Origin of the sequence: Enorma shizhengliae (genome assembly GCF_009676995.1) — a bacterium.
In the GTDB taxonomy this organism is placed as follows: Bacteria; Actinomycetota; Coriobacteriia; order Coriobacteriales; family Coriobacteriaceae; genus Enorma; species Enorma massiliensis.
Genome location: NZ_VTFZ01000001.1, coordinates 214,148 through 230,686, shown reverse-complemented (window position 1 = coordinate 230,686; position 16,539 = coordinate 214,148). Strand labels below are relative to the sequence as shown.

Genomic DNA, 16,539 nt, shown 5'->3' with positions numbered 1-16,539 from the left:
CGGAATTTTAGTCCGATTTCGGATTAAAGTCAACGATGCACGTCTTGGAGATTTTAATAACTCCCCAGGTTGGCAATCTTTAGCCAAATTTGCGCTATGTCGGTCTTTTTTCCTGCAATATGGCAGTGGAGTTTTCCAAGTGGGCTGGTAGACGCTTGTGTCGCAGAGCGATTACCAGCACGATGAGGAAATCTCACCCCCGTTCTGCAGGAAAAAAGACCGACATAGCGCAAATTTGGATAGTATTCCCGCATCAGCGGGTGCATTAATTTATATGAGAATGTTAATGCGCGACCCGCCGCCCTCTTCGGGAGGCAACAACACACGAAACGTGCAACGGCCCGCCAGCAAACGGTCAAACTGGCCCGGAATCCATCATCCGCCGTGTCCAATCCTCAAACCAAAAGAGCCGCCGACGCTCGGGGTATGCGTCGGCGGCTCGTAGCGGGGTGGCTCTGCGGCCTGCCTTCCTGCGATGCCGCGAGCCGAATAGTCAGCATTACCAGCTACTATTTCTCCCAACCCTCTTGAATCGACTCATAGAACGTTGCGCCCGGGAACAGATCGTGAATGCTTTTCCCATCACGCCACGGGAGCTCGATAATCTCCGGCATGGTAGCCACGAGCTCGGAGCAATCGGTAAAACGGCCCTTATCGTTCAACTTGGAACAATCCTGCACGCGCCAGTATCCGTCGGTGTGGGTGATGTAGTACTGGTCACCATCAACATCCATGAATACGCGGGTCTTCGAGCGCAGGTATCCAAGGAACCCTTCGAAGTCGAAGTCGAGCGCCTCCTCAGCTTTGAGCCCCATGATATCCTCCTTGCTTCGGGCGCCTCCCGGGCGCCAGGCCGATAAAACCGTCTGTTTTTAGTAAACCCGTCGTAAGGGCTTCTCATGCATACAATCTGGTGGGCGGTCTGGCATACGGGGTGGACGGGCGCTCTATGCATCATCTCCATAAGTTGGGGCAACTCGCTCCAGGGGGCACGCGCACTGCGCTAGCCCGCCTACTTCTCGCGAGAGAAGCCCTCCATCAGCACCGCAACGATTCCGCAAATCATGCCGCCCACAGGCCACGCCACCCAAAACCACATGGCGGACGTGCCAATCGGGTCGAAATCTGAAGGGTCGGCCGCGGAAAACACCGGTATGAAGAGCAGGGCAAGTCCAATAATCGTCGCAGCAATCATAATGGCCCCGCAGATGGCGCCGAGCTTCTTGTTGGACCGCTTATGAGCGATCATGGCATGGCGGATCTCGTCTTCTACCTGAGCGTTCACGATGTCTTCCATCTCGAGCTCTTCCGCCGCGCTCTTGTTGTATTCGGCGATGTTCATACGGCCGAGAAGCATGCCATACCGCACGATAAGCCAAACACCCAGAGCGACGAACAGCATAAGCAGGCAGAGACCTTGGCGTTCGGTATCGCGATGCTCGCCGAACACCATGATGCACGCCACGCCCACAAAGATGGCCGCAACCCCGGCAACGATTGCGCGCGACAGGTCGCGCCGAGCGGAGGCGCGGTCGTCCTCCGTATAGAAATCCTCGATATAGGGATGCGCCTTCATGAACGCCGCGTGCTCCATACCTGCGGGCACGGCAAACGCCAAGCCAACGAGCACGCCCAGCAAGATGAGCATGATCATGAGCGTGTCGGCGTCGCCGCCCATGAAGGAGAAACTCCCCTCAAAGAGAAATGCGATGCCGCACATGACAAGGATCGCGGCGACGCCCGTAGGAACCTTGAACGCCATCATGCGCTGGTGCTCGTCGTAGCCGCAGATATCTTGCGGGGGCCCGTTGGGAACGGGCACCTGCGTCCCGTTCGCCGAGCTCGCGTTGCCCGCGAGAGCGGTCACATCGCCCGTTACAAGATCATCCAAACTGCATTCGAAGATCTGGCACATCTTAAGCAGCTTGTCCATCTCTGGATAGCTTTTCGCGGCCTCCCACTTGGTCACACTTTGGCGTGAAACTCCCAGCAACATGGCGAGCTGTTCTTGCGTCATGTTGCGCGTAGCGCGGAGGTGTTGAAGATTTTCGCGGAAACCCATGGCGGTGCCTCCCGTTATGGCTCCGCGCGCAGGCCAGGGCGACCGGATGCGACGGAGCGGCTGATACGTTGCCGGCACCATCAGAGTACGGGTGCGTTGGCCCCTATTCTACCAACCAGAGGGCTGCATTTTTCGAAATTTGAGGCAACCGCGAGGCGCCTTCCAGTTGCTTTTCGCAGGTTAGACAGCATTTCAATGTAAGGCCGACGGTTTGTCTTCGCCGGGCCATGCGACAGCGCCAAGCAAGCACAGGACGCGAGAGCGCCGGCGCCGGGCTGCCGCACAGGATGTGGGGACGAGCTGAGACCAAGCACCCGCGCGGCACGTGGAGACGCGCCGGCGCCGGGCCGCCCTCGGCATGAGGCGATGCACGGTGCCGAGCCATGCGCGCCCTTACCAGATACCAAGAAGATGCTGCATGCCCAAGCTCACCGCGGCGATGCCCACCCAGCAACAGGCCCCCATGAAGATGGGCTTGCCGCCGGTGCGAACGAGCTTGACGATGTTCGTGTTGAAGCCGATCGCCGCCATGGCCATAACGATAAAGAACTTGCTCAGCTCTTTGATAGGCGCGGTGACCGCGGCGGGCAGCGCGAACACCGTGGTGATAATGCTTGCCAGCACAAAGAACAGGATGAAGAACGGGAAGATCTTCTTAAAATCGAAGCTGCCCGCAGCCTGCGCGTCCTCGGTACGGCCCTCGGCGGCAGCGCGCCTGGCCTTCCGCACCTGCCAAAACGCAAGCGCCAGCGTGATGGGGATAATAGCGAGCGTGCGCGTAAGCTTGACGATCGTGGCGGAATCGAGCGTGTTGGCGCCGGGATGCATACCATCCCATGCCGCCGCGGCAGCCGTCACCGACGAAGTGTCGTTTACCGCCGTGCCCGCGAAGAGGCCGAACCCTTCGTTCGAAAGGCCGAGCATGCCGCCGAGCGTGGGAAACACGAGCGCCGCGATCACGTTGAACAAGAAAATCACGCTAATGGCCTGCGCAATCTCCTCGTCGTCCGCGTCGATAACCGGAGCGGTAGCTGCGATAGCAGAGCCCCCGCAGATGGAGGAGCCTACGCCCACAAGCGTCGAGATCTTGCTCGGAATGCGAAGTGCTCGGCAAAGCACGAAGGAAATGATGAGCGAGGTGGCAATAGTGCTCATGATGATGGGAAGCGACGTGGCGCCGACCTGTGCAATCTGGGCCAGGTTAAGGCCAAAGCCCAAAAGGATCACCGCATATTGGAGAATTTTCTTCGAGGTAAACTTCACACCCACCTCGAGCGGAGCTGCCGACGAACCGGGCACAACGAGCGCCAGCACCATACCTATGAGGATTGCGAACACCGGCCCGCCAATCACCTCGAACTGTTTACCCAGCAGCCATGCCGGCACCGCAATAACCAGGCAAAACAGAAGGCCCTTCCAAATATGCCTCGCATCCTTGACCAAATCCATACGCTCCCCTTCAATCTGGCATGTACGTTCGGCCACCATGGTAGATGAGCTGTCTATAATTATTTCTATCGTTATACTTATTCTTATATAAGAATTCTTTATGCATAGGACCCGGCCATGCTCGATTACCGCGCGCATACCTTCATCATTGCCTACCGGCTGCGGAGCTTCACGCGCGCCGCGGAGGAGCTCCATATCACGCAGCCCGCGGTCTCACAGCACATCAAGCAGCTGGAAGCCCGGGCTGGCTGCAGGCTCTTCGAGACGCGCGGTCGCGCCATTCACTCCACGCCCGCGGGAGACCTTCTCTACCGGAGACTTTCCGTTATGGCAAACGACGAAGCGCGTATCATCGATGAGCTTCGTCGGCTCGATAGCGCCACAGCTGTTCCGCTTCGCCTAGGGTGCACCCGCACCATCGCCGACTATGTCGCACCCCGTCTGCTCGCCAAGCATGCGCAGCGCCATCCCAAGCAGACCGTGCATCTTAGGAGCGCAAATACCCGCGATCTGCTCACCTCGCTCGAGATGGGCGAGCTCGACCTCGCGCTTGTGGAGGGGCCGTACGACCGCAGCTCCTTCGACGGCTCCGTGCTTTCCACGGAGCCGTACGTCGCGGTAGCCTCTCCGCGCAAGGCCCAGAGCGCGCACGCCCTCTCCGACCTTCTCGTGCACCCGATTATCGTGCGCGAAAAAGGCTCGGGAACACGCGAAATCTTGGAACGCATGCTAGCGGCGCAAGGGCTTGAGCTCGGCGACTTCGCTTCGGTTATCGAGGTCGCAAGCATCCCCGTTATCAAAGAGTTCGTTCGCGCGGGCCGGGGCATCACGTTCATCTACCGCGTAGCCGTGAGCGAGGAGCTTTCCCGCGGTGAGCTGGTAGACCTAACGCCAGCCGACTGCGCCGCGCACCATGATTTCACGCTTATCTGGCAACAGGGCAGCGCTTATGCCGAATCCTACCGCGCGCTGCTTGATGAATGGCGCAGCGATTTGCTCTGATGCATCAAAACGTTTTTGGCGCGAAGCCCAAAACGGCCCCCGGATGAGTCCATCCAGGGGCCGCGCTAACGCCATGCTGCATCAGGAGCTAGGCAATCGCCAGGCTTGCATTGCGCCCTACTCCACCGTCACGCTCTTGGCAAGGTTGCGGGGCTGGTCAACATCGCAGTCGCGCATGATGGCAACCTCGCGCGCCAGGAGCTGGAGCGGCACCGTCGCCGTAATGGGGCAAAACGCATCGCGCACCGGCGGAATGTAGATCACGTGATCGGCAATCTGCTTGATGTCCTCGTCGCCCTCGGTAGCCACAACGATAATCTTTGCCCCGCGTGCCTCGCATTCCTTGAGGTTCGACACGGTTTTATCGTAGGTGGGGCTCTTGGTGGTCACCGCGATCACGGGGAAACCAGGGTCGATAAGCGCGATGGGACCGTGCTTCATCTCCCCTGCCGCATATGCCTCGGCGTGCAGGTAGCTGATCTCTTTGAGCTTGAGCGCACCCTCGTGCGCGATGGCCGCACCCATGCCGCGCCCCACGAACAGCGCGGAGTGGGCGTCTTTACAGGCAAGCGCCGCCTCATGGACCGCCTCGGCCTGCGTATCGAAAATCCATTGGATCTGCTCGGCCGTGTCGCCCAGCTCGCGGAAGAGCATGCGGACCTGACCCGTCGTGAGCTTGCCCTTTACCTGCGCAAGCAGCAGGGAAAGCAGCGTGAGGGAGACCACTTGGCCAATGAAGCTCTTGGTAGACGCCACCGCGATCTCTTTATTGGCCTTGGTGTAGATGACGCCGTCGCTCTCGCGCGCCACGGGGCTTCCCACAACATTGGTGATGCCGAACACCTTGGCCCCTTTGATGCGTGCATCGCGGATGGCCGCCAGCGTGTCGGCCGTCTCGCCAGACTGGCTCACCGCAACGACCAGCGTCGAGGGCGTGATGATGGGGTTGCGGTAGCGGAACTCGCTCGCCGCCTCCACTTCGCACGGGATTCGCGCCCACATCTCGATGAGGTTTTTAGCGATGAGGCCCGCATGGTAGCTCGTGCCGCATGCGATCACGTACACGCGGTCGATAAGGTTGAGCTCTTCGTAGGTAAGGCCGAGCTCGTCGATATCCAGCTCTCCGCCGATCATGCGGCCCACCAGCGTGTCGCGCACCACGCGAGGCTGCTCGTGAATCTCTTTGAGCATGAAATCGGGGTAGCCGCCCTTTTCGGCCATGTCGATGTCCCAGTCGATGTGCGTGATGGCCGGCTCGATCGCCGTGCCCTCGGCATCGGTGTAGCTGATTCCTTCCGGCGTGAGGCGAGCGAACTGGCCGTCCTCAAGCACCACAACATCGCGCGTCGCGTCGATGACCGCGATGACATCCGAGGCAACGTAGCTGCCGTCCTCGCCGCGCCCGATGATGATGGGGCTGTCCTTGCGAGCCACAGCGATGACGCCGGGCTCGTCGGCGCACAACGCGGCGAGGCCGTACGCGCCCACCACATGCGTTGTCGCCTCGCGCACCGCAGCCATAAGGTCGTGCGAGCCAGGCTGGGCGGGCTCGCCCGTTGCTGGGTCTGCGGGACGGCCCTCGTAAGCCTCCTCGATAAGATGGGCGAAAACCTCGGTGTCGGTATCGCTCGTGAAGCGATGACCGCGACGTTCAAGTTCCTCGCGCAGCTCTGCGAAGTTCTCGATGATACCGTTGTGCACGACGGCGATCCTACCGTCGCAGCTCGTGTGCGGGTGCGCGTTCGTAACGCTCGGACGGCCGTGCGTTGCCCAACGAGTATGACCGATGCCGCAGGTCGACGCGGTGTCGACGTGCTCGAGCTCGGACTCGAGCCCGGCCACCTTCCCAACGCGACGATGCACGTCGAGCTCCGTGGCGGAGGCAGACTGCCGCTCGAGGGCGATGCCCGCCGAGTCGTAGCCGCGATATTCGAGCCGTTTAAGGCCATCGATGAGTACGTTTTTCGCTTGGCCGAAACCGGTGTAGCCAACGATTCCACACATGGGGGCGCTCCTTTGCAACGATGATTACCGTATGAGGCGGAAGATGCCGTCGCAGAAATCGGCGCACCACAGGTCGTGGCCAGACGCACGCGGCGCGTTCACCCGCAAAGCTATGGCCATCGGCCCGCCCAGGCGCGCACCGCCGCAAGACTAGCCTTTTCCCACTGATGGCACATTGTAACAGCCGAGTGGTGCCCGGATTGGCCCCTGTGGTATGTAAACATCAATACCAGACAATCTCCTAAACTGTGGAGGGGTGAATAAACTGGCTCGCGGCGGCGTTGGTCTCGCTCGTCTGGGCGGGGCGGGCTCTGCGGCGTGTCCGGACGCACCCAGCGCCGCGCCGAATCGAGGGCATGGCCCTGCAGCATATTTGGAGTTACCCACCCCGTCCACCTAATCCGCCCTGATGTCACCCATCGCTCGATGCCGCAAACACGGAGTTATCTCCTGCCCAGTGCAGCGTATTCGGTGCAACGTATTTAGAGCTATGCGGGACCGAGAATCATCGAGCGCTGCATATCTGGAGGCACCGGCAATGTCCAGGTACCCGATGCTGCAGATTTGGAGTTATAGATGACGAGCGCGGCAAATATGGAGTTAAGGGCAGCGAACGCTGCAGATATGGAATAAAGGGCACCTGCGGAGGCCGGTAACTCCATATTTGCAGCGCCGGGCGCGGATAACTCCATATCTGCGACATCGAACGGCGCGTAACCCCTTACCCGCAACGTTGGGCGGCGGCGCACCCGCCCCAGGCATGTCGTAACTCCGGATATGCAGCGCTGGGCGAATCTTGGCCCGGCGCAACTCCATATTTGCAGCAGCGAACACACCCAGCAATGCCGGCTCGTATGCGCCGCCGCCCGACCGGTCTTCTACCGACCTGGTCGTTCGCTTGCCGAAACACCCTGAAATGTGGAAATGCGCACACAATTAAGATTCTGCTTGAATCGAAAGACCTCACATCGTAATATATCTTCTTGCACCAGAGGTGCACCAGACATTGCGGGGTGGAGCAGTCTGGTAGCTCGCCGGGCTCATAACCCGGAGGTCGTAGGTTCAAATCCTGCCCCCGCGACCAAATGTTACAGCAGGTCAGCTAACCAATTTGAGTTCGCTGGCCTGCTTTCTTTTTGGCCTTGAACTGGCGTTTGGAAGACATTTGGAAGACATTGAGAAATCGTCCGCCTCGGGCTTGGAGGTGGAAGACTTCCCAGAAGACTTCTTGGAAGACTTTGGGTCTTCCGGCAGGGTCGCCGTGGCGTTGCCCTGGTTGAGGATGTTGCCGAGCATCTGCGCGGCATCGTGGTCGTTCTCCGGGATGGCGTGGGCGTACCAGCTCAGCGTGATGGTGGGGTTGGAGTGGCCAAGCCGCGTCTGCACGGTCTTGATATCCACGCCGTTCGACAGCAGCATGGTCGCCTGCGTGTGGCGCAGCTCGTGGTACTTGAGCCCCACGAAGTCATGCTCCTTGCGCCACTCGGCCCACCAGTGCTCGAAGTTGTCGACGCGAATCATGGTGCCGACGTCGGAGCTGCAGACCGGGGTCTCGCCGTTGGCCACGATGCCGATCTTGGCGAGCTCGGCCGCCTGGCGGGCCTTCCAATAGGAAAGGTGCTGCGCGGTGACGGTGTCGATGGCGAGCGTTCGGATACCCGCTTGCGTCTTGGGCGTCTTGATCTTGCCTGCGATGGTGGCCGCCTGGCACACGCGGATGGTGCCGCGCGTGAGGTCAACGTTCTTCCACACCAGCCCGATGACCTCGCCCCTGCGCATGCCGGTGGCGAGCCCGATGCGCACGGCGATGATGTTGCTGACGCGGTGGATGCCGCGAAGGGCGTTTCGGTCTCGCGCGTACCCGCGCTCCTCGCGCTGCTCGCGGCGCTCCTCCTTTTCACCCATGGATTCGTACTCCTCCATCTCGGTCTTGTCGATCTCCTCCAGAAGGCGGATGCCCTCCTCCTGGCTGAGCGAGCGGCGCTTGGGCTCCTCGCGCTTCGGCGCCGTGACGAAGTGGCAGGGGTTCTTGGGGATGAGGTCGTAGTCCACGGCCTTCTGGAACACGTTCTTGAGCAGCGTGTGCAGGTGGTTCATGGTGGTGCCAGACAGGCCGTGCTTCTTGCGGATGGCGGCGTAGGTCTGCTCGACCATCTGGGCGGTAATGGAGCCGATGGGCTTGTCGCCCAGGTACGCTTCTATGCGCTCGAGTCGCTTGCGGTCCTCGCGGATGGTGCGCTCGGACGCCTTGCCGGCGGTCTTTCGCGCCGTGTTCCACGTCTCTATCATGTCGGTGAGGGTTGTGGCCTTGGGCTTTGCCGCCTCCGTCGCGTTGATGGCCTGCTGGAACTCGTCGATCTCGCGGCCCTGGTCATCGTGCTCGGCCTTGATCTGCTCGAGCACCTCCTTGGCGTGGGTCTTGGTGCCGCGCACGGTCTTCTGGATGCGCTTGCGCTCCGTCGTGGTGGTGCCGTCCTCCTGGACGACCTCGACGGTGTAGGACACGCAGATCTGCCAACGCTTGGGGTTGTAGCTCTTGCCGTCTGGCCTGGTCTTCTCCCTGATGCTTCCTTCTCCGTAACTCATTTTGGTTTCTACCTCCTCTCTGTTCTCCCGAGGCGTTTCCTGATGACTATCACTGCGCCCTATTGGGCGGTGGTGAACTAGTGCTGTATGCGGCTCTTCGCTGCTGCTCGCTGGTTGCGCTTCTTCTGCCGTTCCTCGCAAGTCGAGCAACAGTAGATGGAGTCGGATGCCGGCGTCTTCGCCTTGCTCTGCTTTCGTTTGAAGGTAACGTCGCAGCCCTCGCACGCGCAGTCTCGCCAAGGCGCGGGATCCACGAATGCGTCGATCATCTGGTTGCAGATGGCAGCGGTGAGCATGGAGTGGACCTGCTGGGATGTGGCAGCGCCAGAACGCCAATCCCCGTAATGAAGCTTTCTGGAGTTGGAACTGCCCAGATTGAACGCATCGAGGTGCTTCATGTGTATCAGGCCGCCATGATGTATGCAGTGCATGATGTTTAGCACGGCTATCTGCAACGTCTCCAAGGTCAACGACGCCTCCGCGAACGATATCGCGTCGCTGTCCGTGAGCTCGTCGGCCATGCTGCGGAAAAGGTCCGCCTCAGCACCCGTGGGGATGCGCTCGCCGTATATGGGCTCCTCGTAGCTCTCGAACGCCTCCTCGTCAACGATGAGAGAGTTGTCCTCGGTGTAGTCACCATACTTGCCCTGCCTGGTCCTGCGGTCGTACTCGTCGCCCCACATCGCGCCGAGGACCCGCGCTAGGTCCCTGACTTCTTCTGTCGCCGATATAGCGGCGCTGATGCGCTCGGCATCCTGGTAACGCCAGCTGCCGTTCTCCTTGGTGAGGTTCCTTTGGGGCAGGAACGGGAAGCCCCAATCGGCGACGAAGCGCCTGACGCTCTCCTCGGAGCGGGGGTCGTAGTCCCTGAGTTGGTGGTTGAAGAACTCCACCGGTAACTCGCTGAAGCCCATGGGGCCCCATTCATTGCAGGGGTGTATGTAGCCGACCACCTCGAAGCCGTCTCCGTCCTCGAGACTCCACTCTCCGTCTGGGGTACGATATGCCACGACGATGCTTGCATTCGACCACTCGATGGGGTCGGCATGCAGCTCAACGTTCTCGTACACGGTAGTCTTCTTGCGAAGCTCCCTGACGTGCATTGTCCCTCCTAACTATAAATCGATAACGGGACTACCTACGCCAACCATACTAAAGACCAACGTTGTTGGTGTCAAGGCTTTTAACTCAATGTCCCTTTAAATCTCGATTTGATTGAGGGACTATAATGGACAACAATGAAGATGACCAAAAACGAGTGCGCCAGGTTAAGGACGGTGAAGCATGAGACGAATCGAGTTCCTGCGCAGGGGTTTGGGCATGTCGCAGAGAGAGTTCGGCAATCACGTCGGCATCGACGCCTCCTACATCTGCAATGCGGAGAAGAACGGCGTCATGTATCCGAACCATCTCAAGAGGATCGCTGACAAGCTTGAGATCGAGGATGGCGGGACGTCACTTCTCGATGTGGTCGCCGAAGTGAGGAAGGTGGGTTAGATGATGTCGTCGCCGAGCCACCATGCCAAGAATTCTCCGTCGACCTCTTCGCCGGTGCTGGCGGACTACCCCTCGCCGCTGTCGAAGTACGGCGACTTGCTGACTGTGGACGACATGGCCGAGCTGTTGGACACCTCGACGCGCACCATTTACCGCCTCTGCGACAAGGACGAGCTGCCGTATCGCAAGATCGGGCGTCGGCTCTATTTCCCCAAGCACGAGATGATCGAGTTCCTTGGTCTCGAGGAGTATTGCGTTGCTTAGTCTCAATGTCGACAACATCCCCGACGAGCTCAGGCGGCGCGAGCAGTGGATCTGCTGGGAACTCGTGGAGCGCAACGGCAAGGCCACCAAGGTGCCGAAACGTGCCGACACGGGCGGCAACGCCAAGAGCACGGATCCTGGCACGTGGTGCGGCTTCGACGCCGCCGTCGCGGGATGCGAGAAGCATAACCTGGACGGCGTCGGATTCGTGTTCGCTGGCGACCGCGAGGTGACGGGGCTCGACCTCGACCACGTGCTCGTCGACGGCCGGGTCGCCGAGGAATACGCCTGGGTTGTCGGCGCGGCTGATACCTACACCGAGGTTTCGCCCTCCGGCGACGGCCTTCATCTCTTCTTCCTTGGCGGGAAGCCCGAGTCCGACCACTGCAAGCGGACGCAGCCGGACAAGCGCGTGGTGGAGATGTACGACCACGACCGGTTCTTCACGGTGACGGGCAACCTCTTCGTCGACGCCAACGGCGAGGTTCATGACGAGGTGCGCGAGAGCCCGGACGCTTTGGCCAGAGCCTACGAGATGTGGCTTTCCGGCAACCGCCCGAAGGCGGAGAAGCCCAAGCTCAGGCGCGACGAGAGCGGAATGCCCCTCTCGCTCACCGACGCCGAGGTGGTTGAGCGCATGTACGCATCCGAGAAGGGCGTGAACATCCGGGCGCTGATGAACGGCGACACCTCGATGCATGGCGACGACGACTCCGGCGCGGACCAGGCGCTCTGCAACCACCTCGCCTTCTGGACCGGCGGCGATGCGGCGCAGATGGACAGGATCTTCCGCACGAGCGGGCTCATGCGCGACAAGTGGGACGAGAAGCGCGGGGCCAACACATACGGCGAGAGGACCATCGCCAAGGCCATTTCTGACTGCAGGGACTTCTACAAACCGGCAGAGTTCCGCAGGGCGACAGGCGGCCAGGTCAGCCAGGAGAAGAGCGAGGAGGCGGCGCCCTCCTTCGACCCGTGGCTCGTCGACAGGCAGGGCAGGCTCTGGAAGAGCACCGACGGCGAGAACTTCCGGCACATCACCTTTACGCCCCCGTTCATCAAGGCCGACCTGCGCGACGTAGACAGCGGGATGGTGCGCGCCCTCGTTGGCATGAAGGTATACGGGCACGGCAGGGAGTGCGTGCTCGACCGCGACACCCTGCTATCCAACACCAAGATCGTTGCCGCCATCGCGCCGCTGGGTGCCAACGTTTCGACCTCTAACGCCCGCGATGTCGTTTCTTACCTCACCGACTGCGACGGCGCCTTTGCGCGCGAGCGCCCCTCTTATGAAAGCGTCGCCCGTATGGGTTGGGCGAAACAGCCACTCGGGCCGTTCATGCCTTACGATGCCGATGGCTCGTCGGTTCGCTTCGACCCGGCGCTCGACACGCAGGGCAAGGCGAGGCCGTTCCTTGAGCCCAAGGGCACGCTCGAGGAATGGGTGGCCGGAGTGACCGGCGCGAGAGACGGCAGCGTTGCCTTCCGCGCCGTGCTGGCGGCAAGCTTCGCGTCACCGCTGATCGCGGTCGTTGGCGTGCAGACCTTTATCGTCTACCTGTGGGGCAAGTCTCGCTCCGGCAAGACCCCGACGCTCAAGGCGGCTGGCTCCGTCTGGGGCGATCCCTCCGAGGGTACCGACTCCTACTACCGCACCTTCGCCGATACGCCCAAGTCGATCGTCCGCTCAGCGACCTTCCTGGGCGATGTCCCCATTCTCCTCGACGAGCTGCAGAGCAAGGGCGCTGCAGGTGGGCAGAGGGGCAAGCAGCAGGCCGTGGAGGACCTCCTCTACGGACTTTCACTGGGACACGAGCGGGGTGCCCTCAACTCGAACCGCACGATGATGGGCTACGGATCCTGGCGCGCGCTCACCATCGCCACCGGCGAGATTCCCATAATCATCGACAACACGCAGCAGGGCGCTGTGAACCGTACGCTCGAGATCAACGCCGAGCCCTTCGATGACCCGCGTGTGGCGCAGGAGATGCACCGCCTGGTGTCCGAGCAGTATGGGACGGCGGGACGCGCTTACATCGCTGCACTCAAGGGTCACGATCTCGAGTTCTTCCGCGGGGGATACGCCAAGATGCGCGACTTCGTGTGCGCCATGGCCTATGACAACCCGCAGGCGGAGAACATCGCGCTGCTGGCATTGGCGGACGCGCTGGCCGAGTACCACGTGTTCTCGCCCGGCAAGGTCTCGTGGAATGAGGCCTTCGCAGGCGCGAAGCGGTTCGCTTTGGACCTGGCGAAGCTCACCAAGGGAGCTGACGACCGCGACACCGACCGCAAGGCCATCCAGTTCGTCGGCGAGTGGCTGGCCAGAAGCGAGGGGCATTTCAAACCCGAGGGCCAATGCCTTCCCGACCGCTACGGCATCCGCGAGAGCGAGATCAGTGGGCGCACCATCTGGTACGTGTTCAGCAACGAGATCGGCAGCGCCCTGGCGCAGGCGGGCTACGACCGTGACAAGACCTTCCGCAGGATGCGCGAGGAGAAGCTCATCCGCACGGGTGCCAAGGGGCTGACCATGCAGAAGCGCATGGCCGACGGCAGCCGGCCGCACTGCTACTGCATCGACGGCGACGCCCTCTACGCCTTCCTTGAAGGACCCAAGCCGCATGAGCAGCGGCGTCTTGACCTGTCTTGCCCTGCCGAGGTGGCATGATGCGCCGGTCAAGACACGGGAAACCACAGGTAGACGCTGGTTTTCTCGGTAACTGTCTTGACGTCTTGACTGTCTTCACCAATGAGAGAGTACGTGTGGACGGCGATATGCGGGCGAATGCTCGTGATGCGGTCTTAGTTGTTGACAGATGCGTGGTGGCGTCTTCTGGCAGCGGATGGTCAAGACGGTCAAGACGAGCGCGTGAAATAAGTAGTCTAGCTGCGATGACGGCGTCACGACCGTGGACCAAAGTGGAGCGTGACGGCATCGTGACGCTGGTCAAGACAACGCAATTCGACGGTGATGCCGCATGATGTGGAGTACCGGGCAGAACGACGTGATCCGCGAGCTCGGGCACAGAGGCGTGCAAGCCGTGCACGACGAGATCCTCGACCGCTACGGCGTGGAGCACACCCTTCATGCCATCGAGGCGCAGGCTTGCCGCATCCACGCTTCGCTGAAGGTGCTCGACGAGTGCCCCGAGTGCCATGCGCTGGGAGTGCGCATCAACAGGCAGTCCGGCATGTGCAGGCGTTGCACCGAAGCCGCCCATGTGGCGGAGGAGGAAGCCTTCAACGAGCTGCTGGAAGCCGAGGCGGCAGGATGCGACGGTGGCCCCGAATACGATGAGCTCCATCGCAGGTGGGCGCAGCTCAGGCAGAAGAACTCGCGCCTGATGCGCAAGCACAACCTCAAGAGCAAGCGGGAGCGCCTGTAGGTTTGTGACCGGGTGGGACGATACCTCCAGAAACGACGATGACGGGAAGGAGGTTCCACCCGATGAGGAAGCCGAAGCTCACGTACAAGATGGTCGAGCAGGCCATCGAGATGAAGTCGCACGGCATGAGCAACGCCGACATATGCCGCGGGCTGGGCGTCTCCGAGACCGCCTGGTACAAGTGGCTCAAGGACCCCGACAGCAAGGTGAAAGTTGCGTTAGTTGAGGGCATCAAAAAGGCCGAGGCCGAGTACAAGGAGACGCTGCTGCAGTCCATCATGGCGACGGCCACCCGCGAGAAGAACCCGCAGTGGACGGCGGCCGCCTGGCTGCTCGAGCGCAAGTACCCAGACGAGTACGCGCAGACGGCCCGCAAGGTCGAGACCGAGGGCGAGGACGTCCCGCAGATCACGCTCGGCGTGGAGCTCAAGGTTGCGAGGTCATCCGATGGCGACGACTAGCGCGGCTGACCTCTGCATCGAACGCTTCCATCCCGTGCTCGGCGACGTGATGATGCACGGCCATACGCATTACTGGCTTCACGGCGGGCGCGGCTCGACGAAGAGCTCGTTCATTTCCCTCTGCCTCGTTCTTCTCACCGTGGCCAACCCTGACGTGAACGTGGTCGTGGTGCGGAGGTTCGGCAACACGCTTCGCGACTCGGTGTACACGCAGGTGCTGTGGGCCATCGACGCCCTGGGGCTAAGCGAGTACTTCAAGGCGAAGATATCCCCGCTGGAGATCGTGTACATTCCGACCGGGCAGCGCATTGTCTTCCGCGGCTGTGACGACCCGCTCAAGCTGAAGTCGACCAAGTTCGCCAAGGGGTATTGCGCCTGCATATGGTTCGAAGAGCTGGACCAGCACGGGAGCATCGAGGACGTGAGGTCGGTCCTCAACTCGCTCCGGCGCGGTGGGAGCAGGTTCTGGGTCTTCTATTCCTTCAATCCGCCTAAGACGGCGATGAGCTGGGTGAACAAGGAGACCTTGGCAAGGAAGCAGCGGGAGGACACGCTCGTCTGGAAGACTTCTTACCTCGACGTGGTCTCTTCTCACCCTGAATGGCTGGGAGGTCCGTTCATCGAGGAGGCGGAGTACCTTCGCGAGGCCAACGAGACGGCCTGGCGCTGGGAGTTTCTCGGCGATGTGGTGGGGACCGGCGGCAACGTCTTCTCCAACATCGTGGAGCGCGAGGTTACCGACGAGGAGATCCGCACGTTCGAGCGCATTCGCAACGGGTTGGACTGGGGCTGGTGGCCTGACCCGTGGCGGTTCGTGAGGTGCGAATGGCAGCCAGGGTCCCGGCGGCTCATCATCTTCGAGGAGCATACTGCCAACAAGATGACGCCCGAGGAGACGGGGCGCATCGTTCTCGATTCTCTCACCTACGCGGACGAGCCCGGCGAGGAGCCCTACTACCATGACCAGGTGGTTTGGGTAGACGACACGCCCGACGGGAAGGTCCAGACGAGCGTTTACAGGCGCGACCTCGGCATACGCGCACGCCCTGCCCGCAAGGGGCGGATGCGCAAGCTTTCCTACGAATGGCTGGCAGGGCTGCGGGAGATCGTGATAGACCCGGTGCGGTGCCCGCTCACCTTCGAGGAGTTCGCCATGAAGGAGTACGAGCGCGACCGCGACGGGAACTGGCTCGACATCATCCCGGACGGCGACGACCATTCAATTGATGCGGTGCGCTATGCGGTAATGGACGACGTGTTGCGTGGGTGAAGCTCTTCTAGCACGGTCCTTATCGTTTCTTCGTAATCCGACTCGATGAGCGTGACCTTCTCCCCGCCTTCCTTGAAGGCGTCGATGTAGCGACGGTTGTCTTCTTTAAGCTCATCAGGCGTGCATTCAGCATCGTTCAGCCGTGCTTCGATGGCGCAGGCGTTTTCCCTTATCTCGCCGAAATGGGCGTCGATGAAGGCGTCCGACATGCCCAGGCAGACGAACTCTATTGAGCGCAGGTATTCTTCTTCAAAATCCTTTCGCCAGGCAGGCGGTATGTAGCAGCCTTCGACGATGAGGTTCTGCTTGTTCTCGATAGCCGTCTTCACCATTTCACGAACTATAGGCCAGAGGTATTCCGTGAGCTCTTCGTCGTCCTCAGGCGTAAGGGTTGTGTTTCCGCTTCGGATGAGGCCCATCTTCAGGTGGTCGATGGACAGATAGGGGTATCCGAATACTTCGAGCATCCTTTGTGCCAGGAGGGTCTTCCCCGTGTGTGACGCGCCGGCTACAAGAATGACCATGGTTTGTCCTGTTCTAAAGCATTCGTTCTTC

Annotated in this window: 14 protein-coding genes and 1 tRNA gene; 8 read left to right on the top strand and 7 right to left on the bottom strand. The window is 61.0% G+C overall.

The annotated features are described in order from the left end of the window. Positions 1 to 509 precede the first annotated feature (509 nt). From GJE22_RS00900 to GJE22_RS00890, 3 genes are all read right to left on the bottom strand, one after another. Positions 510 to 815, bottom strand: coding sequence for a hypothetical protein (locus tag GJE22_RS00900; protein ID WP_019127511.1), 306 nt, complete (start codon positions 813 to 815; stop codon positions 510 to 512). Positions 816 to 1,012: 197 nt separating this feature from the next. Next, entirely contained in the window at positions 1,013 to 2,062 is a 1,050-nt protein-coding gene (locus GJE22_RS00895) for a helix-turn-helix transcriptional regulator (protein WP_144687382.1), read from the bottom strand. 393 nt (positions 2,063 to 2,455) lie between these two features. After that, the gene (locus GJE22_RS00890; RefSeq protein WP_144687384.1) at positions 2,456 to 3,511 is read right to left on the bottom strand and encodes a YeiH family protein; all 1,056 of its coding nucleotides are present in this window, start codon (positions 3,509 to 3,511) and stop codon (positions 2,456 to 2,458) included. A gap of 117 nt (positions 3,512 to 3,628) precedes the next feature. Here GJE22_RS00890 and GJE22_RS00885 point away from each other — a divergent pair, with 117 nt between their 5' ends. After that, on the top strand, positions 3,629 to 4,513 hold the full coding sequence (locus GJE22_RS00885) for a LysR family transcriptional regulator (protein ID WP_144687386.1): 885 nt from the start codon (positions 3,629 to 3,631) through the stop codon (positions 4,511 to 4,513). 117 nt (positions 4,514 to 4,630) lie between these two features. Here the strand turns inward: GJE22_RS00885 and glmS are convergent, their stop codons facing one another. Then, the gene (gene glmS / locus GJE22_RS00880) at positions 4,631 to 6,517 is read right to left on the bottom strand and encodes a glutamine--fructose-6-phosphate transaminase (isomerizing) (protein WP_144687388.1); all 1,887 of its coding nucleotides are present in this window, start codon (positions 6,515 to 6,517) and stop codon (positions 4,631 to 4,633) included. Between the two features lie 1,007 nt (positions 6,518 to 7,524). On the opposite strand from glmS, the gene GJE22_RS00875 reads away from it, so the two are divergent. Then, positions 7,525 to 7,601 (top strand) — tRNA-Met (locus GJE22_RS00875). Between the two features lie 14 nt (positions 7,602 to 7,615). Here the strand turns inward: GJE22_RS00875 and GJE22_RS00870 are convergent. Both GJE22_RS00870 and GJE22_RS00865 read right to left on the bottom strand, forming a co-directional pair. Further along, complete coding sequence (locus tag GJE22_RS00870) at positions 7,616 to 9,103, bottom strand: tyrosine-type recombinase/integrase (RefSeq protein WP_154324045.1); 1,488 nt, start codon at positions 9,101 to 9,103, stop codon at positions 7,616 to 7,618. A gap of 77 nt (positions 9,104 to 9,180) precedes the next feature. Then, positions 9,181 to 10,206: a hypothetical protein gene (locus GJE22_RS00865; RefSeq protein ID WP_154324044.1), complete on the bottom strand. Its 1,026-nt coding sequence runs from the start codon at positions 10,204 to 10,206 to the stop codon at positions 9,181 to 9,183. Between the two features lie 181 nt (positions 10,207 to 10,387). On the opposite strand from GJE22_RS00865, the gene GJE22_RS00860 reads away from it, so the two are divergent. The 6 genes from GJE22_RS00860 (at position 10,388) to GJE22_RS00835 (ending at position 15,984) form a co-directional block, all read left to right on the top strand. Further along, positions 10,388 to 10,600 carry a helix-turn-helix domain-containing protein gene (locus GJE22_RS00860; RefSeq protein WP_154324043.1) on the top strand — a complete coding sequence of 71 codons (213 nt, stop codon included), beginning with the start codon at positions 10,388 to 10,390 and terminating at the stop codon, positions 10,598 to 10,600. Beyond that, the gene (locus tag GJE22_RS00855) at positions 10,601 to 10,864 is read left to right on the top strand and encodes a helix-turn-helix domain-containing protein (protein WP_154324042.1); all 264 of its coding nucleotides are present in this window, start codon (positions 10,601 to 10,603) and stop codon (positions 10,862 to 10,864) included. Continuing rightward, a complete protein-coding gene (locus GJE22_RS00850) occupies positions 10,857 to 13,535 on the top strand; it encodes a phage NrS-1 polymerase family protein (RefSeq protein WP_154324041.1) in 2,679 nt (892 codons plus the stop codon). The genes GJE22_RS00855 and GJE22_RS00850 overlap by 8 nt, the downstream gene beginning before the upstream one ends. 310 nt (positions 13,536 to 13,845) lie before the next feature. Next, the gene (locus tag GJE22_RS00845) at positions 13,846 to 14,253 is read left to right on the top strand and encodes a hypothetical protein (RefSeq protein WP_154324040.1); all 408 of its coding nucleotides are present in this window, start codon (positions 13,846 to 13,848) and stop codon (positions 14,251 to 14,253) included. A gap of 62 nt (positions 14,254 to 14,315) precedes the next feature. After that, a complete protein-coding gene (locus GJE22_RS00840; RefSeq protein ID WP_154324039.1) occupies positions 14,316 to 14,714 on the top strand; it encodes a hypothetical protein in 399 nt (132 codons plus the stop codon). Continuing rightward, positions 14,701 to 15,984, top strand: a complete 1,284-nt coding sequence (locus tag GJE22_RS00835; RefSeq protein WP_154324038.1) for a PBSX family phage terminase large subunit — start codon at positions 14,701 to 14,703, stop codon at positions 15,982 to 15,984. The genes GJE22_RS00840 and GJE22_RS00835 overlap by 14 nt, the downstream gene beginning before the upstream one ends. Here the strand turns inward: GJE22_RS00835 and GJE22_RS00830 are convergent. Then, complete coding sequence (locus tag GJE22_RS00830) at positions 15,951 to 16,508, bottom strand: AAA family ATPase (protein ID WP_154324037.1); 558 nt, start codon at positions 16,506 to 16,508, stop codon at positions 15,951 to 15,953. The genes GJE22_RS00835 and GJE22_RS00830 overlap by 34 nt on opposite strands. Between the last annotated feature and the right edge of the window lie 31 nt (positions 16,509 to 16,539).